The sequence below is a fragment of the Paenibacillus amylolyticus genome (assembly GCF_003719335.1).
In the GTDB taxonomy this organism is placed as follows: domain Bacteria; phylum Bacillota; class Bacilli; order Paenibacillales; family Paenibacillaceae; genus Paenibacillus; species Paenibacillus amylolyticus_D.
Genome location: NZ_RIAS01000001.1, coordinates 345,427 through 368,741 on the forward strand (window position 1 = coordinate 345,427; position 23,315 = coordinate 368,741).

Sequence of the window (23,315 nt, forward strand, 5' to 3'; positions counted from 1 at the left end):
ACTCAATCCTTCACCTCCCTAAAGTAGCCTAAAGTAGCGATGATATGGGAACTCAGTAAGGACACGACTAATCCCCTGTAAAATACGGTCACGATTAGATTCAAGAGCAATACGCATGAAATAAGTAGGAGGAGTGGCCTTGAACGAAGGATCAAGATCACCCCGCTCTGCCAACTCCTCCAGATCTACGCCTGCATATGCCCCTTTAGATTGTTTTACTGTTCCGTCAATAGCTCGGTACTTTCCTCTGCCTCGGCCTACGACTACCCGACTTCCCTTTGACCTCAGTTTGTTCCATGCCTCACTGTTCATATAGCTGATTAAACCCGGGTTCTGACTTGGCCCAACCATAAGCGACCCTTTACCAAACTGCTCAAGCCAAGCTTGCCAGTAATCAGCAGTGATGTCTCCTGATATCATCTGGTTCGCCAGCACAGTCATGTGCATTGCCAGGCTTTCTCTGACAGCCGGATAATACCTGATACCTGTCTTTGCAGTAAGCATAATGATTTTCGTCAGACCTGTAATTTCAACAGCCAGCTTATTTTCCAAGTCCTTCGTTGCACGTTCAGCATCGTAACCTATAATCATCGCCGATCCTCGCATAATTGGATGAACAATAGGTTCGGATACTTGATTCTATCCACTACATCCACTTGATACTTTTTTCCTGCAATTACGATCCGATCAGGTTGTGTCAGCAATGGGTCACTTGGCTCCTTGACATCAACGTTGGTTTGTAAGAGAAGGACCAATGTTGTTGTAGGCAATAGTCCCGGGTCTTCCTGCTTGAGTTGCGCAGTAACATGCTGCACAAACCCGACAACATCCGATGCCGCAGGAACGAAAACAGGCTTACCTTTTGGGTTGTCGTAATCATCATACTCCTGTGTGAATCTTTGAATCTGGATTGTTGCGTTTGTTTTAATCAATGAACAGTATTTGTCTTTCATTGTGGTAAATCGTAAGGTCTGAACCAAAAACGTCATATCATTTTGGATAATGTCCCCCGGTGCCACCGTTGACTTTGGTGAAAAAAGACCGTTATAGACATACTCCTTACCAAGGATCGTAGTCGCCTTTGTTTCCCTTGACAGAATAACTTTATCCTCATATCCATTTACGGTACATGGAGAATGTCTATGAACAAAATCCTTGAACATCGTTGCTCCGCCTTTCCTTCTCCCTAGTTGGCCCTGATAAACCAAACAAAGGAGCACTCGAATAAGCTTGAACAGTTGAAATCAATTCAATGAATTCGTTGGCCTCATCAACCAATTTCAATGAGCGATCATTCCAATTAACGGCTTGATTCTCAAAAGAAAAATCAAAGTCTTTCATTGTCTTTTTGATTTTTGCCCCCATAGATGGAGCAAGTATAGCGGCAACCATACACACAGCCGCCGCATATACATAAATCTCATCCGTTCCAGTTAATTCAACATAATCTGGTACAGCCGCAATAACCCGAGCTTCTCCAATTGGTAAAACAGAAAAGGCGTCTATGTCAGTATCGGATATTACATCCTCACCAACACCGAGACGCCCTCTGATTTCCTCATGATATGTTTCTGTCGTAAGTATCTTATTCGCCACCGGCGTCACCGCCAGTTGCGGCAATCGCCTCTTTCAGCTCATCAATACCCATTTTGGTATAGCCAGGGATTTTCATTTCCTTCGCAACCGATTTTAATTCCTTCAGTTCATCGTCAAAATCGTTATTCAGGGTCGCGGATTGCAGTTCATCAATCTGTGTCAATAACACTGCTTCGCGCTGTTTCGATTCGTCCAGCTCTTCCTGAAGCTTCAATTCTCGTTCCGATGGAATGTCTGTAGAAATTTGATCTCCTTCTACGATCTCTGCCAATACCTCTCCAGTTGCCGCATTGCGAACTTTCTTTTTTGCAATCTCAATAATCCCATCAGGGGCATCATGTACAATGTCCCCTGCGTTGTATTCCCCAACAGCATCAACCAAAATTTTTACGATGGTCATAGGTTATTCCTCCCTTACGCCACTGTAGCAAAAATGTGCCAATTCACGTATTTCAAACGTGGCAGCACAGTTGCTCCATTGATTAATTGCCATTGATCAGGATCGCCTTGAATAAGTTTAGCGAGTGCAAACTTTCCAGTGTGACCAGTGAAGATGTCTTCGTAATTGTTCGGGCTGGTCACCAAGTCCATAATGGAGCCTGTCATACCTTGACCAATGATAATTACAGCGTTGTCTGGAATGAATGGGTAGAATGTTCCTGTGTCGTCAATGTATCCACCATCATACACTTCATATTGCAACCCATTCAGGTTTTGGTTGACGATTGCAGAAAGCGAACCATCCGTAACAATATCTTTGCCGTAGGTGGATTTAATCAGATCACGAATCTTTTCGTTCTGCTTCAGGTACATATCCACCTTTTTGTTAGCTACAATTTTAACGCCTCTTGCTCCACTTCCCCTGAATTTAAGTAGCCATTCATCAATGTTTTTTAATGGGTCAGCCGTTGCAGTATTACTCCACAGCACATCGGCTGTTGGCTTGTTATTCGCCGGAACGCCGTAATCAATTGTCCGAGAAGGTTTATTTGCTGTTGCTGGAACTACAAGGCTACCCGTAAGTGATTGCCAGCGCATCCACTCAAAACGTGTTTCGAGTCGCTGGTTGAGATTCACCATTTTTTCAATCATGTATTCTTCACCCCAAGTTTGCTCAAGGCTGTTGCCAGGCTTGCGAAGGGTTGCAATTTTTTCTCGGTCAATGATTGACTTTTCACGCCATTCCTGATTGGTGAACTCCATTTGTTTCACAACTGGAGAAGCGTGGATTGGTGAAGGGTCATTCAGTCCAGTAGGTGGAGTCATGCCAGTATCATCATAGGTCACATCATATTTAATTGTCAGCCCGAGTTCCGGTTTGAAATCCACACCATTTGTCAGGATTTGAGCACCTCTAAAACTGTTAATATCTGTACGAATGTTCCCAACGACTTCTGTTAGAAAGTACGGGTCAAGTACGTTTGCCATTTAGTTTGTTCCCCCTTATACAAAGTAGCAAAGCTTCAGCGCTGTTTTAGCCGCTGTATCAATGCCTGTAATTTTAGATTCAGTGAAAATACCAGCGATCCATGCAGAAGCGCCCATATCAGTAAGCGTAGTATCCTGATCATTATCCAAGATGCAAACAGCGACTTGAGAACCATCAGAAGCTGATGATAAATAAGGAACGAATTTGTTGGTAGCTGTAACCCTTCCAAGGACAGTTCCTTTCTTAATTACTCCATTCCCTTTTGCAAGCAACACGCCACCGGGAATCCGCGCTTGCAATTCGGTTGAAGCAAGAACTTCTACAAATTCTTGCGTGTGAATTTGACCAGGTCCCGGTGCACCATTGTATTGAGATCCAATCATATTACTTATCCTCCTTCAGCAGATTACTTCTGCCTGTATTTTTGAGCGCGGCGATAGCGTCAGCTTTTGCCATTTCTTTAGCTTCTGCTTGGAGTTGTTCAGGTGTCTTTTGACTAGCAGCTTGCGCATTAGTCGGAGCTACTCCATTTGCCGCTCCTGCTGGAAGGTCTGGTTTATCCCCCTCGGTATGACGACCGCCGCCACCTAATGCAACTTGAGCCTGAGCCTCATAAGTCGCACCAATTTTCTCGATTTCCGATACCGGTAAGTGGGACAGCATGGTTTTCATGGTTTCGGTGTTAAATGCCTCACCCAATGCACGAACTCCAGCTCCACAAGCTTGCTCTGTAACTTTTGTCTTGTAGACTAAGCCATCAGCAGCTTGAGAGCTTAGTGTAGTCAGCTTAGAGAGAATGTCCGCGTCATTTTCAACTCCAAGTGCAGCTCGGACTTGTCCGAGTACACCATTCGCTTTTGCTAGTGCATCAGCTTGATTTTGTGCCGCTGCCAAAGCAGCTTTTTGTTCTTCGTTCACAGTGTCATCTCCTTCGACCTTTGTTTTGGCCTGTTCTAATGTTTGGTGCTGTTTGGATACAAAAGCATTCATACCGCCTTTATTGCTAAAAAAATAAAAGACGCGTCCATCGCCATTCAGCGACTTCGCATCTAGAGGAAGTGGTTCATATTCATTTTGATGCTGGACCTCATTATCTTCTTGAATCTTTGACGAGAGGGAACCACGCGTGATACCAGCTCCCTCATATCCCCCATCGAATACGATTGAGTTTTCCATGATGTAACCTTCATCAGCAAGAACAAGACATTCTTTGCCATCGTATTCTAATCCCCTGATATGCGTACAATCAGGATTTCGGTAGTAATCCCCACCGCATATGCTACAGTTATGCTTGGTGGATATAAAGCCGGCTGATGTGTCGAAGATCGTACCCGCATCAATACCAGTAGCCAATTGATCCGTGGATATCCCATTTACTTCAAGACCCTTAGCCATGTAATGGTCACCGTATAGCTCCAGTTCACCATTCTCCTCAACAATACGGCTGTCGAAGGTCCTGCCATAGGGGAAAGAGAGTGATTCCCACTTTTGCCATGGATGGTCCACTAGCAGTGCCACACCTTCTTTGACCTGATCAGCCATCTTACGAAGAAAGTTTGGAGTTATTTTCATTTTGTACTTATCAATCCTCTTCGTTCCGATGATCCTTGCTTGAAACACATGGACTTGTTCTTCGGTGAGAGGGACAAGTGCCTTTTGATTAATCTTCGACAGCTGCTCCACAGACGGTTTTGCCATTTGGTTTTTCACCTCCTTGATATAGTAAACTTGCCAACTCACTCATTCTGCGGAGTGACAGGAGGCTGTGTTTGTGCAACAGAGCGTTTATTCTCCAGTTCTGCAACTAGCTCAAGCGGAATGTTAGGATCAAGCCCCATGATCCATCTAGCCTCTGTTGCGGCTTCCTTAGACGTGATGTAACGTTCTTTTTCTGCAAGTACATAGTTGTTAAGCTTCGCTCTCAGATCACGCTCTCTCTCCATTTCAGAACGTAAATCAATCGGAGCGTAGTCTGCTTCTACCAAGGTTTGAACGCCACGCACTCTTGCAGCCATAGAAAAAGCCCGCTTCCAGAAACGCTTGGTTACGTTGCGGGCGGACTCTACTGACTTGATATATATTTGTGTATCCACAGAGCTATAGGTTTCTGTGGAACCTTGATGCCTTGAAAGCAAGGTAAGCAACGTTTTCAATCCAGTTGCCATCTGAGTATCAATAATATCAATCAATTTCTTGATATCAATCATCGGTCCTGAGTTGCCACCTTTTAAGTATTCTACTTTTACGCTATCCCAATGGATCATGGCATCATCTGGATTCAAGGAGTTGAAATGACCCATTAGTTCGGTCATGCGTTCAGTTAACCACCTCTGCTGACCTTCAGGATTGTTTTTGTACTGATTAGGCATGTTTTTCAACAGTATTTCCTCAACCACTGAAATGTCCAGTCTTGGATAACCCTGATTATGGACAACAGCCTTCAAATCCTGTAACACTTGCAGATGGAAAAACACTGCCTGAAGGACCGGGAGGATAGGGGTTCTTCCATACGGATCATCCACCATCGGATCGAATTCCTCGTAAATGAAGGTCGGTGTATCGATCTTCTTATATTGACCAAACCATTCCTCTCCAGATCGAGGACGTGGGTTCTTCACATATTGCCAAGGAACCAACCTGTCTGTTCCGTTTTCCCTCCGAAACCAAATTGTCGCAGGATCAACTGGGATAATATCGATTACATCATTACAGCGATCATTTAGGACAACCTCTCCTGCACAAGCTCCACGAACCATGATCATCATGCGCTGGATTGTATCCAGTTTATCCAATGATCTTCCGTGTAGGTAACCCGGTGAAGGAAGCGGAGAGTCTAGCATATTTTTGATGGAGTCTAAAGCCTTCTGTCCGCTTTTGTCGTCACTGCCACTCTGCTTCTTGGCTGTAAACGAAAGCGCCGTATCTCCCATACGCAAGAAGTTGTATAGTGCATGAGATATATCTGGATGAACAGAAATAAGGATCTCAAGTAATTCTTCTGCTGTATGATTTTGTAGCTTAGTTAAGTCAATATTGTGGGTGCTCTGATACTTTTTGGGGAGCCAATTGAATATGTCCCATCCGTTTGATGATCTTGGCGAGGTCATTCTACCAATGCCCATCATCTGCCGCTTTACCGCAGCCGGAAGGACCGAATTCGCAAATGAATAAATGGCTTTATGATACCATCTCAATGTTTCACCTCCAGACATAAAAAAGAAGGCAGGAAATGTTTCCTTACCTTCTAAAGTTCTTCATACTTCTATGGATTTATAATATCATCGAGTTACTATAACGTTACTACGGATTTACTCAGCAATACCATACATTCATCACCACCCCCCCAACAAAAAAAGGACAAGCGTATCAGCTCATCCTCTCTAATATGTTTTAAATGTTAACAGGAATTACTTCTTCCTTTCAGAATTAAAAGCCCGTTTCCTTCTTCACGTTTATCATTACCTAATGGATAGGTATGTTTAATTATCTGAGCATACAATTCACTCTCTGTAGGACTCCTTCCAAAATCTTTTTCAAATTGATTTACCAAAAGAGCCGCTGCTCCAGAAATATGAGGGACAGCCATTGAACATCCAGAAGCCATTTGAGTCCCTCCACCTGGAAATGTCGAAAGAATCATTTCTCCTGGCGCAACCAAGTCAATATTAGAGTTTGTAGATCGACAAGGCATGGTTTTATCAAGTGCTACTGAAGCAACTGATACAACCTCCGAGTAGTATCCCGGGTAACTTTTTTCATCATTTTCCGGTCCGCAATCTCCTCCCGAATTACCTGCACATGCAACGACCAAAACATCCTGTTTCACCGCATCTTGAATTGCTTCATGCATAGCTCTAACCGTGTTATCTTCACTTTCGTTCACAATAGACATAGAAATTATCTTTACTCGTTCACCACTTGGACCTCTCCAAGACAGTGCATAACGAATTGCTTTTGTGACCCACTCAGTAAAACCAATTGATCCATCAGTTGAACTACAGTTTTTTCGCATTAATACTTTCAATATTAAAAGACTAGCTTCAGGAGCTACTCCAACAATACCTTCCTGATTTTCAATTGCTGCAATGGTTCCAGCCACATGGGTCCCGTGCCAGTGATAATCCATGTAGTCATGCTCCCCTTCACCTTCAATAGTGAAGTTATATCCTCCAATAATTCTACCTTTTAAATCTGGATGATTAACATCGCAACCAGAATCTAATACAGCAATTACAACACCCTTACCTTTATAACCCAAGTTCCACATATAAGGAGCCTCAATAAGTTTGACACCTGATGGAGTTTCTTCACTAATAAGTTCAGGCTTTGATTCATCAGTTAGCAATTTAGTGGGAGCTAGCTGAACACGACTCATAATAATTTTCCCCCAATCCAATTCGAATTAGAGTTATCTTTCACAAATTTTAGAAATTTCATTCCTCATATTTCAAGTTACGAGTTCACATCTCATATTCCGTCATAAAAAGGCAAAAGAAAAAGCACCACAATGGGTGCCCTATCTTCTTGAATCGATTTATAAGCTCTCGTGATTTTCCTTCATCCTATAGAACTCTAGAACCGGAAATTTTATTTGTGTTTGTTCCATATCCTTTTTGAGAATCTGCTTTAATTCATCAATAGATTTTTTCATCAATTCTTCTTTCATTTGATACCATCTCCTCTACATACCAATTGGTGGAGAACTGTGATAATCAGTACCTTGTTCTTTAATTTTATGCTGAGTTTCCTCAACTTGCAACTTTAATTTCTCAACTTCCATTCTTTTAGACCATTTTAAATAAAGTGAAACTAAATTTTTGTATGGGGTTCCACTGTCCCTAAGCAAAGAAATGAAAACATGATTTGAAGAAATAAACTCACAGAAAAGTTTTGAAGTGGGCACATAGAGCAACTCTTCATCTGTAATTCTGCTTTCAATTACGGCGCTAAAGAACTCAAGACGATTAAGCACTGTGACAATCTGTAATCTTTGCTTTATAATGCATTCTGCATAAATTTCTTTTGTAAGAGTATCTGTAGTTAGCCTGAAATCTTTGTTAAAAAGATAACGATCATCTGCAGGAGTAGCAACTTCTTCTCTGAAGCTTTTTCCAAACTCTGATACAGTAGAAACTATCTCTTTCTCAAAATATGCGAGATACTCTATACTCTTTTCTGCAGCTGCCCTCCTGTTTCTATCATTAAGATCCTTCTTTAGAAGTGTTAATTGTTTTGCTCCAAAGGCAACTCCCACCACAAGGATAATGCCACTTATGTAATATGCAGTTTCAATTATTTCTTTTAGTATAGCCACAAAAACTCACCTCCTCCTTGTAATAAAAATATTTTGGGCAACACTTCAACCATTTTACCTCTTTTGGGCAGACAGGTCTACTACAGAACTGCTTCACTCCATCCCATCTACCCCATACACACCCTTTGCATTTCTCTGGCTGCTTGTTGGGATGGATTCGTTACTTCTTCCTTCATATGCTACTAATCATATAAACCTCCAATAAAAAAGCCGATCCAGTGAAGGAACGACTTTGGCTGTGATATGTATAATATTGTTTTTTTGTTCTTAAAGTACTTTCGAAAACGGCAGAAAAATGATTCACTCTCATTTCCTCTTTATTATCTTAGGCAGTCCTCTTTGCATTTGCCGCTTTCTTTGAAGCAGAAAATTTCTCTTTCATAACAAGCAACATTTCAACCAATTCATCCCGAGCGATCAACCTTACCCCATTTGATTTAGCAAGCTGGTATGCCTGTTCTGTATAATTACTATTTGTAACAACCCATGCTCCATTTGCTCTGTAATGTGCCTTGGCTCCTTGAACTTCTTGTACAGCTTTCAACCCAACATTTTTCTTGTAACGTTTGGCTTGAACAACGATCCTTTTCCCATCTTTTGAAATGACCAGATCGGCACCATAATCACCTGCAGCTTTTGTCACTTCCGCCTTAAACCCTTGTGAACAAAATAGATGTCCAAGATAATGTTCAAACTGTACTCCATCCATTTTATCGATTTCGGTAATCCCTGACCTCTTCAGTCGCTCAGCACGTTTTTGTTGAATGATAACCATTAGAATAATAATCCCTACGACTCCAACGAATCCAACAATAATTGAAGGTTGCCAAGATTTTGTTAAAGAATACGTTCCTAAAATACCTCCCAGCATTGCCATACCAGCTAATCCTTGAAATAGCTCTTCTTCCTGTTTCGCCTTACTTTTCCTTCTTGCCATAACTCTTCCTCCAAGCGTGTAAATTGTACTAAAATACTATTCGACACTTGGGACTAATTTCCTGCTATGAGTTAAGAAGGCGTGAAGAGGAACGTCCCAGTCATATGTAGCTATTGTAGCTGTGCGTTTCATTCTCGCCCGATTTCCAAAATACAACTCTATCACATATAAAATCCACTGCCGGGCAATATACTGAACCATTTCTGATTCTGGATATAAGTTACTCAATTTACTTACAGCGATCTTCTCTGTTTACTTGCTGATCGCATTGTTGGACCTCAAAATTAAAAGCTAGTTATAATTTTTCAATATTAAGAGGAGGGTGTTCTTTACTATATTGAAGTGCTGTTACCCCAAATCTAATATCAAACCCTTCTCGGATTGGACCGTTGTATTCTTCCCATTGACTTGGATCATCGGGTACTTTCATATCAATCATCCAGTTCTCAGGAAATGACATTGAGTTTTCGTTCCAATCAAAGACTCCGTTACCTTTAATATCAGTATCGGTGTGCCTTAATTGCATAACCCTTGTTGCCATAAAAACTATTCGTTGAACAACCACTGAATGTCCTCGTACTTGAATGACTTGAGGAAAACTAAATTCCACTTCCTTTTCATACGGCCCCTCAACATCCAAATAAGGCATTGAATCTAAATGATACTGGAACCATTCTAATAGATTCTGTTCACCTATAAACATATCATTAATGGTATTTTCCGGATCCCAGTTTACTGGACCAGAACCAAAAATTCTAACTTTAAAACCTCTCCAGTCATAACACTTCAAATACACGTGATACTTTATTTTAACTTTTGTAACCAGATTATCGTTCTGGAGAAGAGACTTTACTCCTATATCATTCTTTGCACACTTTTCTATGGCAGTTCTAGTAAAACCAGAATTAGAGAAGATCATCCCAAAGTTCGCGTTGATATCTCTCATCTTTGTAATGAAAGCATCAACGACAGGAAGATCGACTTTCGCTTTCCAATCCTTACACTCAATCACCCCAAGAAGTTTTCGGCCACCTAATTCCCCTCTAATAACAACATCAAACTGACGAGGATGGCCGTACTTATCAATTATTTTCTCATCGTGACTAACATTTGAATTGGGATCAATCAATTTTTGAATATCCATCACAGCAACCTCAAATGCAGTTCCTTGTTTACCCTTTCCCACCGTTTAATCGCCTCCCATTATTCCATGCATATCGTTCCAGTATCAGATAATAAATGGCGATGGTCAACAGTGATATTTGTGTTGAGTTGGGCAACCATTATATGCACCCGCGCTGTTCACCGCTCGTTTCTGACTTCTTCCTAAACAGACGTTACACTAAACAACCTTACAACCGATCACATTACGTCGTATGAGAGCAAAGAAAAAGCACCACGATGGGTGCCTATTTTAACATAATGAAGATATTTTCAATGTACTTCGCATAAGAATCAACCCACTCATGATTTGAATCTGTTTTAGAATCAAAGAAAAAATTTTCCCCGGATCTGAGTTTTATTTCAAGTTGAATCTCTTCTTGGCGGGAATTAGACTTAATAATTCTTAGCGTTTCAACTTGAAAATCTTTGCAGTACATTACATCAGATGCTTTTGCATTTTGCCTGAAACGTATAATACTTCTATCCGTGAATATAAAAAACTCAACTTCTGCACTATCTGTAAAGTAATTTTTGGGATAAAATGCTCTCACTTCATCATCGGTAATGTATTTTTTGATATTGGATAAAATCTTCGTAAATCCACCATATGATATGGTAGCCATTTCTCTTTTGAAATCCTGATAACTATTAATTTTCACCCAACTCCCCTCTCCACACCATACTTCGACAGGAAAGGAGAACATTCCTCTTTTAACAATGATTTCACGCTAGTTGGAGAGTCTGCTTACGATTAAATACTTGATGTCGCATTGCTGGTATTCTAGGCAGATCACGTATCCGTAACGGCTTTGTTTTCAAAGATGGTTCGTCGTAATACTACATGAACTTTTGAATCCGCTCTCACATTCTAGCTAAAGTCTTTTTTGTTCGCCTTTGAGGAACTGGTTACAGCGATGACAGCATCTTCGATTCGTTCGTTTAATTGGTTTATAAAAACAAGAATAGCAACCTCTGCTGTTCAGTCATCGTTACTCAGTAATCAAGTAGCTTGATTTGATTCACATCTCTGATCGGTTGAACCACCACCCCAAAATGTATCATTTTAAAAATAATCAATATCATCAAATATATTTTTGAATAATATTTCATATGAAATTCACTTTATAAATTCTTTTTAAAATTAAAGAGAACCAGCGGGAAGCGGTTCTCTTTAATTTGCCTTATTATTTTCTTATGCTTGAGAAACTATTAAGTAAAGAACTATTTCTATATTTTTGAACACAGTAAGGTTAACACAATATTTAATTTTTAAATCAGCACAACACAGTCAATAAGTTGGTGCCTTAAGACTCTCTTTTACAACATACAATCCATCAGGAAGCCCACTATCCATTTTTCTAGGTATAAAAATATCAGTAAAAGTGTTCTTTTCGCTTGCCAAAACGGTACCTGATTGAGTATTAACATAAACTTTTTCGTTCATATAACCATACGAGTTGTTAACTATTGGATAATAATCCATCCAAGAATAATTCAGTGGTGGAATATCTTGAGCTACTGAATCACTACCAGAATAAGTATTAGTCCAACTTGAACCTCCAGTAATACCAGCAGTGATTGCTTTAATTTTTCCATTAACGTTAATAGAGTAACTAGTACTATAGGAACGTGAGGCTGAGAATGTAATAGTTCTTTTGGCAGTCTTTGTCTTCGATTCATTATAAACTGGTACTGATATTCTTTTGTTCAATAAAGGCAATGGAACATTATAAATATATCCCGACTCATTGTATTTATACACTGTTGTGTAAGTAGCGTCCATTGGTAAAATAATTGAGTTATTTTCATAGAATTGGGCACTTTTCAAAAGATCAATTTTTGCTAGATCTAAGGCGTTAAATTGCTTAGCTTCACCTTCAATTTTGTTAAACTCTTCAATAGATATTTCCTCTAAGACATTATTAGTTGCCCGGAATGCCTTTACTACTTTAACATCGTTATTTGACAAGCCTGAAGTATCAATTACTTCTTCAGCACCGGCGTAAAAAGGCAAGCAAAATAATAAAGACATTACGAAAGGAATCAAAATTCGCTTCTTCATCCTATAACCTCCAAAATTTATTATTAGGTGCGGCCACTCCTAAATATAGGATACACCAATTATAATTGGAAATATATAGAACTTTAGTATTACTAAATATTAAATTTAATGTAATTAATTAACTTTTAATGCCTTGAGGAAATTTTCCTTGGCTGTTTTGTTTCTTCTTCCTCTACTGGCCGATCCGGTCAATGAAAGCTTCCTTGTACCTTCCAAACTGCAACTGACGTATCATTTGCTCTTCAAGCATATTCATGATTTGAGCCAATTTTTTCGAAAAGTAATACTCTCTGACGTTGGAATCAGGCAAAATGTGGAACATCCTTCTTCACCTTTTCACTGCTACACTTCCTATTGTTGGAAGCATAATAGACTGAGGGGTTCCCATCAAATATTCACCGAAGGCGAGAACATAAGCGTCCGCTCTATCAGGTGACTTAAGACCACGCTTTTTCATATCCTTCTTGCTCTCAAGTAGTATTTTCCCCTTACTGGTCATAGACCATTTTCTTGTGGTCAATTGTGACAGAAGTACATCATCGTCAGGTAATTGTAAAACAGTAAGATCACCATTCATGTAATTGCTCAGATTCTGCTCCAATTGTGCTTTAACGGATGCCCACATCTCTGCGCCTAAATTTCCGTAATGCTCATCCAATGAGGATGAACCGTTGTTTATCGGGATGACTTCATAAGCCAGCCCTTCTTCAACAATGACCTCGTTCAGCCTATCCGTCACTCCACCACCCACGCCGGTATCATCTATTCTGATTCTCGTATGAACGACTTCCGGGTATTGTGGCAACAACTCTCTTATCAAATTCAACACCCAGCCAGCAGTGACCATAGTATCTTTCTTGAAATGATGATGCTGTCCAATTGTTACCGGCCCTATCCCTGCGTAAATTGACGTCTCATCGTCACCAAAACGGGCAACGTCACAGCCAATCGTCAAGATATCACCGACTGGAGAAAGATTTACTTCCTTGGCAGCGAATTCAGCCACTTCCAACGCAATAAATGTTTCGGATTCCCCTCGTGGGAACTCTCCTTCAACCCGAACACGCCATACATCAGATCCCTTTCCGTATTTACGTTCAAGCATAGCTATATTCTCTTTGCTTGTCCGAGGACTGTTCAGACAGGAGACTTTGTGCGTGTTGTAATCTGCCCGGTCCCTGTTGTGAGAATCATAAAAGACACCGCTTGTCCGAGTTGGGTTTCCACACATGAGCAACTTATTGAATTCACCTGAGAGTGTACCCAGGATCGCTTCCATGATTCGATCCTCAACCCCTGAAGCTTCGTCCACAATGAACAACATATAGTCTTCATGGAAACCCTGCATATTCTCAGGCTTCGTGGCTGTCCGGGCCGTAGCAAACCACCGTTCTTCGTAATTCCGCATATAAATCTTCGTTTTAGTCCACTTGAGTATCCGTTTTAGTAAAGGACTTTTCTCTTGCCATTTGCTTATCTCAGCCCATAAGACATCGTGAAGTTGTTGGCGTGTCGGAGCTGTACATATCACCTTTGGAAATGGGAAGCACGAGAGAAACCAAAGTGCTACCGCCGCTTCAAGCCCTGTTTTCCCTACACCTTGACCAGATCTTACAGACACTCGCGGGTTTCCAGCGATGTCCATTAATACTTCTGCTTGCCACTCATCAGGAGTAAATTTTAACAGCTCCACGCAAAAAAGTACCGGGTTCTTCCGGTACTCGGGAATGCGCTTTTTGAATGCAGCAAATCTTCGTTTAGTTTGTGGAGACTCTTTACTCACCTGACTCCACCGCCTTAACCCAATCTTCAATCAGATCATCTTCTGTATCTCCATCGCCATTCTTCAACTTCTCAATTTCAAGTCTCGTCTTATCTACCCGAGCCTGTATCTGCTGAAGTTCCAAACGGCGTTTGTCGTCTTCATCTGCGATTAGAAGGAATTGCTTAATCGCTCCCCTGATTTCCCTCATAACTGTTGCTTCTGCTTTGATGAAGCTAGCATACTTGTCCCAAGCGAATTGAATTTCCCACTCGAACTCGTCACCATATTCTCCAGGCTTCTCGCGCTTCAATTCCTTAGTCATGTCTTCCTTATCTTTTACAAAGAAAATACGTTGCGCCCAAATAATCTTACCAAATCCGCGCTTAATGTTTTCCCAGATCATATCTATTGGGTCCATCTGTTGCACGATATCAATGAGTTCAAGATATTCAGGATCTTGGGGTTCAAACTTGCGGAACATTCCGTGAGTCACTGCTTTTTGGTTGCCTGGTGGACCGCCCTTTCCCCCTTTGTTTCCCTTTGCATTCTTATTTCCCTTCTGTCCACCACGAGTTCGTTTTTTCGGATCGCTTTCCCACTTTTCGACTGACTTCCACTTTCTTACGGTTCCATCGCTAACGCCTAATTTCAGTGCAATATCCTTCAACTTCATTGACTTTCCACTATCAAGCCACATTTTCAATGCTTTAGTTTTCAGAGGATTTTTCTGGTTCTTCCCCTTCTCTTTATCCAAAATTTTTCACCACCAATAATTATTCGAGTTGGAATTCACGTTTAAAGTCAAAGTTGGTCAAACGTTACGATTGAAAACAAGCCTGCGCGAGAATCGGAGTCTTCGTTGTTGTTTAATATTCACTAAATAATGTAATTTGACTGAAACATAAAGGTAATTCTGTTTCACTCATTTTAGGCATAAAATAATGGATTGCTTCATCTAATGTCTCTATCTCAATCAGATGAGTGCAATAAATGACTGATTATGTTTCACTCATTTTATCTTAATCTCAGAATTGCTCTGTCCATCATGTCTTGAGTCAACCCAATATAGTCCAAAGTCTCTCTCGGATCGATATGTCCGAACATCTCCATTAGTAACGCTAAATTCTCTGGATCATCCATGTATAGGCGATAAGCCCACGTTTTACGCAATGTGTGACAGCCGATTTCCTTTAACCCAAATTCTTTAGCTGCAGCGTTTAGAAAGCGGTAGGCTGTTGTTCGATCAATAGGTTGATGTCTCATTCTGCTGACCGTTTTTATTTGTCTGCTCGGGAATAGAAAATCCGTATCCTTCATCTCTGCAATGTATCTGTCCAGATCCTGTCTTATACTCGGATGTATAATAAATTTTTTAGCGTGTTTGTTTTTCTGTTCAACCAAGTTGACGTGTGTTCCCTTTACATCGATTACTCTTAGTCTGCATAAGTCTGATACTCGTAGGCCGCTATATATTCCTATACAGAAAAACAAATAGTTTCGTATACTCCTAATCCAGAAGTAATGTTTCATGCCATCTATAACACGTTCATCACGGATCGGTTGAACCTTCTTCATTATTCAACCACCTTCTCAGGCTCTTTCTTCTTCCAGCAGCGCGGCATAATACACATTTGGACAACCCCTGTCCAGGTTCCCAAACAACAGCCACGACATTTCTCTGGTTGCTTGTCCGAAATCCTCGGAATAGCCGGTTCATTTCTGCTGTAAAAATGTCCATCCATATTCTTCCCTCCAATACAAAAAGGCCGCTCCTAAGAGCGACCTTTTATTTACGTTATTATATGGATTTAAGATAACATCCTTTTATTGCGCATTTACTGCTATATTTGTAGAATATAATCAAAAAGTTAGAGGGGTACGTAACTATATGAAACCTTTCAATAATATTTTTAAACTTATTTCTGTTGTAGTAGTCATATACTTTGGATTTCTAATGACAGTTTTGTTCTTTGTTCCTGACTGGGGAACAAGCGGAACACTAGGCGATACCTTTGGAATATTAAACACTCTCTTCTCTGGAGCAGCTCTAGTGGGAGTTAGTTATACTTTATACCTCCAAGCACAAACAAATGAGCTACAACGAAAAGATTACGCTCGTAATATACAACCTTTGTTGACTATTGAACCGAAAAAAGAAAAGAGAGGGTCAACTTTCATATTAACTGTCACAAACATCGGGAACGGTACAGCACTCAATATAAACTTTCCACCAGCAAAACTCTCTCCAGAATTAAGCTTAGAATACAAGTTAGAAGAAATAATAAGTTTAACGCCTGGACAAAATAAAGAAATCGAAGTAAAAGCTTTTGATCAAAATGAAGAAGCTGATTCAATTTGGACCGCTCATTTGAATCCTAAATATGCTAACAGGACAATTAAGTTAGAGGTTACATATTGCGATATTGAGTTTAACCGTATGAAGCAGGAATTCAATTTGGGATTAGGTGAAAAGAAGGTCGCTCAAGTCCAACATATAGATAAACAAAGGAAATAATTCAAAATTACTTAACAAAACGCTACCAAAAGTACTGGTAGCGTTCTTTTAATTCAATCTGCGCTTAATAATATAAGACCTATTTCTCCTTCGTCATTCCTACCTCGACCGTAATCTATTGTTACAAAATCCAATGTTCGATTAAATTTTAAACTGTTCGCAATGTTAGCAATAGCCCTGCGCCTCTTATCTGCAAATGTAGTCGCTGCTATACCAGGAACATCCTTGCGATATCCTTTTTCCATATACTCCTGTGCTTTCAAGTATTTTTTGCCTTCTAGAAACAGTAATCTTGCTGCCACTCCTTCGTGCGGATCTCTAAGGTTGTTTATTGCGAATCGGACATTGTTGGATATAGCTAGGTAAAGTTTGTAGTTGGCATGCCGCTTGTCCTTCATGATTACCGCGTTTGCTGTGACATCGGCAGTTAATTCATGACCAGATTCACGTTTAGCAACCGATCCCTCCGCAGACAATAACTCGTATGCCGACATCCCGTTTTCGAGCTGCTGAAGCGAAAATTCATAGTTTTTTATGATGTCTATCATGTCTACATATTTTCCGAGGAGCCATTTCGTCTTGCGGATATCTACTTCATCCACATCAGAAAAAAAGTTGAGTTGAATAATCTTATTCGTATCTTCGAAATCTTCCCTGTTAACCACTACAACTACATTATCGTTATTCATATGTTACCTCCTCCAGAAGATCAGGAAAATTTTCCTTATCTCGTTTATCCCGCTCTATCCAAAAGTTCAGGGTTTTCGTATATGTTGCCAATCACTTCTCCGTCTGCTATATATCCCAAATGCAAGCCCATCAATGGTTCCTTGCCTCTGAATAACTGGAACATACCTCCGTATAACCTTACGACCAGATTTTCAGGCAATGGGCCGCTACTCTCAAAAGTAAGCTTGTTCACTTTAACGATGTCACCATCGTAGTAGTCGTTACCTTTGCTGTCTTTGACCCCGGATTTAAGCATCAACACTACATCAGGTGATTGTCTACACACCTGTAACCAACCATACTCTTTGAAGTGATATGACATCTCTTTGGTTTCAGCGTCCCAATATCTCGCTCCAAACTCATACAGGCTCATGCTTATCCGCTCCTTCCTTGGGAGCCAACCCACGATCAGCATTCACATTTCCGACCACCATGACCCCTTCTGCCCAGCAGTATGAACCGTCAAATTCAATCAGTTCCGATGCCCAAAGGTATCCGTCTGGTAAAGAATCAGCGACAAACATGAATCCGCTGCCCTCGTACTTCACTTCACAAGTGTGTCCTTCGCCCTCATACTCAAATTGCACTACGTCTCCTTCGAACACTTCAACTTGATCGTGTGTATCGTCATGGAAGCCTGTGTATTGCAACCACTTCACGTTTCCGTTGAAAGAATTGGGACCCATCTCAATTAACTCTCTGATAGTGACTGCTCGACTCATCTTGCCGTGATCGGTCAACCATGCTGCAAATTTAATCTCACGCATCTTGTATATCCTCCTATTTGGGGAGACCGACCAACACCTGATACGGCCCCCGTATTCACTGGGTTTATTCGTTCGACTCGATGGCCTATCGGCCGTTTAAGATACTTTTGTTGTACTGATTCTACTTCTCGAATCTAAAATAACTTTGAAAACATTTCCGTTTTGAGTCATTAATAGGTCGTCTGGTTTCAATGGTGACGTTTCAGGGTTTGTATCGCGTGGGTTGATTCTAATTTCATCCCATGTGTTTCCTTGATCCTTGCTAATTTTTAAGTTCAAGAGGTTTTCAACTTGCTTCTGTTCTTCATATAGTTCAACATCATCAACTTCTATTGAGAAGGAAATAGTAGATTGCTTGCCGCAACCTTCACATTTATAGAATCTATGTTCGTCGGCATACCGTTCGTGGTTGTTCTTTTTGCAACTTGGACACTGCCAAACAAAATCTGCGTACATCGTCTATCCCTCCTAAGTCCAAAATTAACGTTTCAGCAGTTCCATGTCATAGCCGGATTCAATGAACCGAATCGTCAGCTTTCGGTTTACGTCATTGCCCAGACGATCGTATATCAAGTACATATCACTTTTGGTGAAGTTGGTATCCATCAGAGTGTTGAAACTCTTCAGAACTCGCGGTGCCCAATATTTATTCAAACTCTTGGCGATAGGACGGGACACCCAAGCGAACATCTTGCATTTGAAGTCTATTTCCGTTTCTACATCGACCAAGCGAAAATAGACATTGTTCCGCGGCTCCAAAATGAGTTCTTCGTTACGATATACGTATGATTTCGGGAATACTTGCAGGGCTTTTTCAATCATCGTTATATCCTCCCTAACCAAACCTTTTTTCACCAATACAGCCCAGCCACATTTGCATGTTCTTTTAAATGTGTCGTCTTCAACTTCAAGCGTTCCTGCACCGTTGCCAACCTTATCACTCTTGCATTTAGGGCATTGAGCGTATTTTTCCATCAGTACCAGCGAATCGGATAAATTCATGTTATATCCTCCTTAGTAGGGAGAGGCCCAAAGGACCTCATTCCTCAATCTCTTTTACATCAGCAACCCAAACGGCGAACGATCCTCGTCCGGCTGAACAAAACGCATAGCACCCACCGTCTATGTCAATCCCTTCCGGCGCCACCGGAAACCATCTTGCATGCCTTTCACGCACAGGGCCAACCTCGTAATATCCATCTGCCTCAGCGATACATTCCTCTTTGAAATCTTCTGGAGATTTATAATCAGATTTCGGAGCTACATAACAGGACGGATTGCCACCGTCGTACCACATTCCAAATCCCATGTTGCTCATTTTGGTTCCCCTCTCCTTCCTGACCCAAAACGGTCTCCAGAGCAAGTAAAACAGCTTCTATAGTCTCGGTATCTGCCGGATATTCCGTATCATTTGAAATCATGACATCATCAACCCGATCCAAGAATTTGCAGTCTATCTCCCATCCACCTTCGCCGCCCGGCTGTCGTGGGAAGGTTATCTTACGTGCCTTTTCAAGCTCCTTGCGGAGCCGATCACGTTCGAACTCAACTTCATACTGCTTTCGTCTTGCTTGCCGTACATCTGATACCAGTTTAAGAACGTCTGAACGTACTACCATGCTGTTATATTCAGGCTCATATGACCGACCTTCTTCATCGACCAGGATCGTCCTGTAATCTTTGCTCATGACTTCAAGTTGTTCATTCGTGAAATATGGATTTTGATTAAATGTTGGTTCACTCATGACTGTTCTTCCTCCCCTAATCCATTTGGCGATACGCAAGCACGTCATAACCTCTGCGTTCCATTTCAGCTACAAACACCGTCACAGCCTTTGTATTTACGTCTCCCTGCCCCTTGCTGACCGTCAGCATATATCCGTCACCGATCCAACGCCGCTTTGCTCTGCAATACAGTCCAGCGTTTCTGATAGCTTCCAAAACCTTAGCCTCATGTGCTCGTGGCATGGTCAGGAACACTTTGTCCAGGTTCGCTGTTCCTCCGTCTTCCATGCCTTCTGTCGCTTCCTGTGCGGCCTTGTTAGCGGCTTTCAGGTCTTCCGCGAACTTTGCGTAATCCATATTATCCCTCCTTGGTAAGAGGCCGTAGCCTCAATCCTCTTCCTCTTCAATGTCTTCTACTTCTTCAATTCGTCCGACATACCAGTTCTCCATCTGGATATTGGTATACTCCAGAAGAACAACCCTTTCAGCTTCCAACGTTCTGTCCGTATACAATCCGACATGTGTTTTTACATCAACCACACTGCACTTTTCGGTCGTCAAATCTTCATGTTCCTCTTTTACCGTTTGAATAAAATCTTCTTTACTGGCGAATTCGCCCTTACGACCATAAGCATATTCTTGATCTTCGCTCCACAAAATTTCCTTTGCCATGTGTGTTATCTCTCCTTTGGTGGGCCTATACCCTTGGTTTTAGATATCCAATTGCAATCGCATAAGTACGAATCAGTTCCATGTCCTCTTCTGGATAGCCCCAGTGTGGGCTGTACAGGCCGCCGTATCCGTTGTTGTGGTTCGGATCATCGTCACCCAAGATATAATCCCTGAAGTCGCACATAAGGCCCCACAACGTTCCTCCGTGCGAGAAATGCCAATGTTGCCCTCGAACATCCTTGTCCATAAGCAAAGGTCTAGCCGTGTAGTCGTCTATGAGCCACAGTTTCCCGTCTGCCCAGTGAAATGAAGCAAACCTGTTATGATCCTTGCTGTACAAGAATTTCCGTCCTGACCTCCCGATCACTCTTATCAGATCATTAATTAGATCAATTCTGTCCTGTCCCGGATAAGGCGCTTCGTTTTTTCTTGGCGTAGACTGACCGATCTTACGCATTTTCACTACTTTGAGAAAATCCAAATATTTGACGTCTGGATCATAGTCACTGAACGATCTGAACTCTGCGCTTTTGGCCTTGCCCGGTGTCGGTGCAATTTGTATAGTTTTGAATACTTCGTCAAATTGGTCAGCAGAGTAAGAGAATTCATATATGTTCATTGCTTCCATGTTCATTTGCTCCTTTATGTGGTATGTGGTGGGAAGAGGCTATGCCCCTTCCTCTTTGGTATCCCTCAAAATAGAACTAACTGCTTTTCTGGCGGCGCTACGAAATCTTTTACAAGCAACACTTCAAAGATGGCTTCCAGTACACTCACCACTATGCTGTTGCCTGATTGGTGATATAGAGTACCGTTCAAGCAACCTTCTTTTGATGGGTGTTCCCTTAAAGCAGCTTCAAAATCCTGATCGTCAAAACCCATTAGCCTAAAGCACTCTCGCTCCGTGAGATAGCGGTATTGACCATCTTGCATTTTGACAACTCCACTATTTGGGCATCTCATTTGCTTTGTAGTTACCGTATAAGCGAATTCTTTGATTTCTTCCAACATCCGTCCTCCAAAACTGCCACTCACTACCGGCTTGCCTGGAAGCTTCCGAACCATGCTTGGCTGAGTAACAACATACTTTTCGTCAACATCCGATTCCAACAGATCTGTTATGGGCTTCATTGGTCGCTTCTTCAGCTTAGCGAAATCGAAATATTGATTATCTAGCAACGAGATATTGAACAATCTTTCTCTAGCTTGGGGAATACCGAAATCCCGGGCATCTAATACTTCATATGAATTCGTGTAACCCAGTTTCTCCATATCACTCAGATAGTGATTAAATGCCGTTACCATATTTTTAGACAATACGTTTTTGACGTTTTCCCAGATGACCACTTTCGGTTTCCAAGCACCTAGATTTTCAATAATCTTGAGAGTTTCAAACATAAGGGAGCTTCTTGTTCCATCCTCAACGTTCCCTCCGTATTGCTTGCCTCCGATACTGAAATCCTGGCAAGGCGATCCATGCACTAGAATGTCTGGTTGCAAACTGTAACCTACTACCGACTCAGGTTTATAACGATGGTCGAACATTGCGTTATAAGTTCGAACGGCCTTCTCGTTCCACTCCACATAATCAATCGACTTATGTTCGACACCGAGATTGATTAAGGCTTTTCGTGGTGCGCCGATTCCACCGAACAGTTCGAGTATCTTGATCATGTGTGTCTGTACTCCCTTCCTGGGGATGATCCCCTACTGAATATTTATCTATAGTTCTTCTGCTTTCGTTTTCGTTTTACGATCCCTTGTGTACGCTTTTCTGATTGAGGGAATGAGAGTAATGTATAAACTTCTCCAATCACCTTCCCCCGTTCATCCGTGATTATTTCCCAAGGGATTTCCGAGAAAAATGGATCTCTGTTGATTTCATCCCCTTTCAATAAAATCACTCCTAATCGTTGTTATAAGAAACAAATAAATTTTAATCATCGAAATGACCGTATCCAAACGGGACTTGATGCTTCTCTTCAATACGAACAATATCGTTAATCAACGCTTCAAAGACCGCTATCTGCTTCGCGTCCATCATTTCAAGAAGATGAACCTCTTTTGCTTTCAAAGAACGGCCCGCTGCCGATGAAATAAGTTCTTTTACCGGGTTCAAAGATTCCTGACGACTTTGTTTTTCCTGATCCACTTTGCGTTGAGCTTCTTGCTTCTGGTGATACTCGTTCCAATCTTGCTCGTCAAACCAGAATCGGTCCCCGTATTTATCGCGGAAGGCTGAAATCCAGAACTGAAGAAGTTCTTCGTTTGTTTGTATCCGATCATGACAAGGCCAGCAAAGTCGAAGTCCATTCGTTTTAACTCCGCGTCCTTTTCTTCCTCTCGGATATACATGGTGAGTAGTTGTTGCCTCAACAATCTTGCAGCATTCACAAATTCCGTTTGATTCTTCAATCAGTTCCGCTATAACTTCTTTTGGAAAATCGCCGCGCTCCTTGGAGCCTGGTCGGGATTGGTGGTGAGATAAAATGTCCTTCTTCCACTCTGGAACAGGTTTCTTTTCTTTCTTGTTGCGTCCGAAGCTACTTAACTTCTTTTCCTTCGCTTTTTTCTCTGGTTTCCAGAATGTTTGATGGGCCATTTCTTCATCACCTTTCCTTCGTTTTCCCTGTTCTTATG

Annotated in this window: 32 protein-coding genes; 1 reads left to right on the forward strand and 31 read right to left on the reverse strand. The window is 41.4% G+C overall.

All coding sequences use genetic code 11. The annotated features are described in order from the left end of the window. Positions 1 to 18 precede the first annotated feature (18 nt). From EC604_RS01460 to EC604_RS01540, 19 genes are all read right to left on the reverse strand, one after another. A complete protein-coding gene (locus EC604_RS01460) occupies positions 19 to 591 on the reverse strand; it encodes a hypothetical protein (protein ID WP_123062429.1) in 573 nt (190 codons plus the stop codon). Then, complete coding sequence (locus EC604_RS01465) at positions 588 to 1,163, reverse strand: hypothetical protein (protein ID WP_123062430.1); 576 nt, start codon at positions 1,161 to 1,163, stop codon at positions 588 to 590. Before EC604_RS01465 ends, EC604_RS01460 begins: the two co-directional genes overlap by 4 nt. Further along, positions 1,141 to 1,620, reverse strand: a complete 480-nt coding sequence (locus tag EC604_RS01470; protein WP_240036600.1) for a hypothetical protein — start codon at positions 1,618 to 1,620, stop codon at positions 1,141 to 1,143. Before EC604_RS01470 ends, EC604_RS01465 begins: the two co-directional genes overlap by 23 nt. Beyond that, positions 1,586 to 1,996 (reverse strand): hypothetical protein, encoded by a 411-nt coding sequence (locus EC604_RS01475; protein ID WP_123062432.1) that lies wholly within the window; start codon positions 1,994 to 1,996, stop codon positions 1,586 to 1,588. Before EC604_RS01475 ends, EC604_RS01470 begins: the two co-directional genes overlap by 35 nt. A 14-nt stretch (positions 1,997 to 2,010) precedes the next feature. Next, on the reverse strand, positions 2,011 to 3,024 hold the full coding sequence (locus tag EC604_RS01480; RefSeq protein WP_123062433.1) for a major capsid protein: 1,014 nt from the start codon (positions 3,022 to 3,024) through the stop codon (positions 2,011 to 2,013). 15 nt (positions 3,025 to 3,039) lie between these two features. Continuing rightward, positions 3,040 to 3,408, reverse strand: coding sequence for a head decoration protein (locus tag EC604_RS01485; RefSeq protein ID WP_123062434.1), 369 nt, complete (start codon positions 3,406 to 3,408; stop codon positions 3,040 to 3,042). 1 nt (position 3,409) lies between these two features. Then, the gene (locus EC604_RS01490; protein WP_123062435.1) at positions 3,410 to 4,723 is read right to left on the reverse strand and encodes a hypothetical protein; all 1,314 of its coding nucleotides are present in this window, start codon (positions 4,721 to 4,723) and stop codon (positions 3,410 to 3,412) included. 38 nt (positions 4,724 to 4,761) lie between these two features. Next, positions 4,762 to 6,219 (reverse strand): hypothetical protein, encoded by a 1,458-nt coding sequence (locus tag EC604_RS01495; protein ID WP_123062436.1) that lies wholly within the window; start codon positions 6,217 to 6,219, stop codon positions 4,762 to 4,764. A 203-nt stretch (positions 6,220 to 6,422) separates the two neighbouring features. Continuing rightward, positions 6,423 to 7,400, reverse strand: coding sequence for a S8 family peptidase (locus tag EC604_RS01500; RefSeq protein ID WP_123062437.1), 978 nt, complete (start codon positions 7,398 to 7,400; stop codon positions 6,423 to 6,425). Positions 7,401 to 7,559: 159 nt separating this feature from the next. Continuing rightward, positions 7,560 to 7,691 (reverse strand): hypothetical protein, encoded by a 132-nt coding sequence (locus tag EC604_RS30775; protein WP_275670004.1) that lies wholly within the window; start codon positions 7,689 to 7,691, stop codon positions 7,560 to 7,562. A gap of 15 nt (positions 7,692 to 7,706) precedes the next feature. Continuing rightward, positions 7,707 to 8,339: a DUF4760 domain-containing protein gene (locus tag EC604_RS01505; RefSeq protein ID WP_123062438.1), complete on the reverse strand. Its 633-nt coding sequence runs from the start codon at positions 8,337 to 8,339 to the stop codon at positions 7,707 to 7,709. Between the two features lie 325 nt (positions 8,340 to 8,664). Then, complete coding sequence (locus EC604_RS01510) at positions 8,665 to 9,276, reverse strand: restriction endonuclease (RefSeq protein WP_123062439.1); 612 nt, start codon at positions 9,274 to 9,276, stop codon at positions 8,665 to 8,667. A 295-nt stretch (positions 9,277 to 9,571) separates the two neighbouring features. Beyond that, entirely contained in the window at positions 9,572 to 10,462 is an 891-nt protein-coding gene (locus EC604_RS01515; RefSeq protein ID WP_123062440.1) for a restriction endonuclease, read from the reverse strand. Positions 10,463 to 10,685: 223 nt separating this feature from the next. Continuing rightward, the gene (locus EC604_RS01520) at positions 10,686 to 11,099 is read right to left on the reverse strand and encodes a DUF3908 family protein (RefSeq protein ID WP_161556829.1); all 414 of its coding nucleotides are present in this window, start codon (positions 11,097 to 11,099) and stop codon (positions 10,686 to 10,688) included. A gap of 629 nt (positions 11,100 to 11,728) precedes the next feature. Then, positions 11,729 to 12,502, reverse strand: coding sequence for a hypothetical protein (locus EC604_RS01525; protein WP_123062442.1), 774 nt, complete (start codon positions 12,500 to 12,502; stop codon positions 11,729 to 11,731). Between the two features lie 172 nt (positions 12,503 to 12,674). Next, positions 12,675 to 12,812, reverse strand: a complete 138-nt coding sequence (locus tag EC604_RS29815) for a hypothetical protein (RefSeq protein ID WP_161556830.1) — start codon at positions 12,810 to 12,812, stop codon at positions 12,675 to 12,677. Positions 12,813 to 12,830: 18 nt separating this feature from the next. Next, on the reverse strand, positions 12,831 to 14,285 hold the full coding sequence (locus tag EC604_RS01530; protein ID WP_123062443.1) for a DEAD/DEAH box helicase family protein: 1,455 nt from the start codon (positions 14,283 to 14,285) through the stop codon (positions 12,831 to 12,833). Beyond that, a complete protein-coding gene (terS, locus tag EC604_RS01535; protein ID WP_240036601.1) occupies positions 14,278 to 15,021 on the reverse strand; it encodes a phage terminase small subunit in 744 nt (247 codons plus the stop codon). Before terS ends, EC604_RS01530 begins: the two co-directional genes overlap by 8 nt. A gap of 260 nt (positions 15,022 to 15,281) precedes the next feature. Continuing rightward, positions 15,282 to 15,842, reverse strand: coding sequence for a tyrosine-type recombinase/integrase (locus EC604_RS01540; RefSeq protein ID WP_123062444.1), 561 nt, complete (start codon positions 15,840 to 15,842; stop codon positions 15,282 to 15,284). A 313-nt stretch (positions 15,843 to 16,155) separates the two neighbouring features. On the opposite strand from EC604_RS01540, the gene EC604_RS01545 reads away from it, so the two are divergent. Next, positions 16,156 to 16,782, forward strand: coding sequence for a hypothetical protein (locus tag EC604_RS01545; RefSeq protein ID WP_123062445.1), 627 nt, complete (start codon positions 16,156 to 16,158; stop codon positions 16,780 to 16,782). A 53-nt stretch (positions 16,783 to 16,835) separates the two neighbouring features. On the opposite strand, the gene EC604_RS01550 is transcribed toward EC604_RS01545, so the two are convergent. The 12 genes from EC604_RS01550 to EC604_RS01610 all read right to left on the reverse strand — a co-directional run bounded on the left by EC604_RS01550 (position 16,836) and on the right by EC604_RS01610 (position 23,277). Next, positions 16,836 to 17,471, reverse strand: a complete 636-nt coding sequence (locus EC604_RS01550) for a hypothetical protein (RefSeq protein ID WP_123062446.1) — start codon at positions 17,469 to 17,471, stop codon at positions 16,836 to 16,838. A gap of 44 nt (positions 17,472 to 17,515) precedes the next feature. Then, positions 17,516 to 17,884, reverse strand: coding sequence for a YopX family protein (locus EC604_RS01555; protein ID WP_123062447.1), 369 nt, complete (start codon positions 17,882 to 17,884; stop codon positions 17,516 to 17,518). Continuing rightward, positions 17,871 to 18,278, reverse strand: a complete 408-nt coding sequence (locus tag EC604_RS01560; protein ID WP_123062448.1) for a YopX family protein — start codon at positions 18,276 to 18,278, stop codon at positions 17,871 to 17,873. The genes EC604_RS01555 and EC604_RS01560 overlap by 14 nt, the downstream gene beginning before the upstream one ends. A 96-nt stretch (positions 18,279 to 18,374) precedes the next feature. Beyond that, positions 18,375 to 18,734 carry a hypothetical protein gene (locus EC604_RS01565; RefSeq protein ID WP_123062449.1) on the reverse strand — a complete coding sequence of 120 codons (360 nt, stop codon included), beginning with the start codon at positions 18,732 to 18,734 and terminating at the stop codon, positions 18,375 to 18,377. A gap of 24 nt (positions 18,735 to 18,758) precedes the next feature. Continuing rightward, entirely contained in the window at positions 18,759 to 19,280 is a 522-nt protein-coding gene (locus EC604_RS01570) for a DUF3797 domain-containing protein (protein WP_240036602.1), read from the reverse strand. A 37-nt stretch (positions 19,281 to 19,317) separates the two neighbouring features. Continuing rightward, entirely contained in the window at positions 19,318 to 19,587 is a 270-nt protein-coding gene (locus EC604_RS01580; protein ID WP_161556831.1) for a hypothetical protein, read from the reverse strand. After that, complete coding sequence (locus EC604_RS01585; protein WP_123062451.1) at positions 19,526 to 20,023, reverse strand: hypothetical protein; 498 nt, start codon at positions 20,021 to 20,023, stop codon at positions 19,526 to 19,528. Before EC604_RS01585 ends, EC604_RS01580 begins: the two co-directional genes overlap by 62 nt. A 16-nt stretch (positions 20,024 to 20,039) precedes the next feature. Continuing rightward, positions 20,040 to 20,360 (reverse strand): hypothetical protein, encoded by a 321-nt coding sequence (locus EC604_RS01590; protein ID WP_123062452.1) that lies wholly within the window; start codon positions 20,358 to 20,360, stop codon positions 20,040 to 20,042. Positions 20,361 to 20,390: 30 nt separating this feature from the next. Next, positions 20,391 to 20,675: a hypothetical protein gene (locus EC604_RS01595; protein WP_123062453.1), complete on the reverse strand. Its 285-nt coding sequence runs from the start codon at positions 20,673 to 20,675 to the stop codon at positions 20,391 to 20,393. A gap of 25 nt (positions 20,676 to 20,700) precedes the next feature. Beyond that, a complete protein-coding gene (locus EC604_RS30340) occupies positions 20,701 to 21,303 on the reverse strand; it encodes a hypothetical protein (RefSeq protein ID WP_240036603.1) in 603 nt (200 codons plus the stop codon). A gap of 65 nt (positions 21,304 to 21,368) precedes the next feature. After that, the gene (locus tag EC604_RS01605; protein WP_123062454.1) at positions 21,369 to 22,349 is read right to left on the reverse strand and encodes a DNA cytosine methyltransferase; all 981 of its coding nucleotides are present in this window, start codon (positions 22,347 to 22,349) and stop codon (positions 21,369 to 21,371) included. Between the two features lie 262 nt (positions 22,350 to 22,611). Continuing rightward, positions 22,612 to 23,277 carry an HNH endonuclease gene (locus tag EC604_RS01610; RefSeq protein ID WP_123062455.1) on the reverse strand — a complete coding sequence of 222 codons (666 nt, stop codon included), beginning with the start codon at positions 23,275 to 23,277 and terminating at the stop codon, positions 22,612 to 22,614. Positions 23,278 to 23,315: the final 38 nt, after the last annotated feature.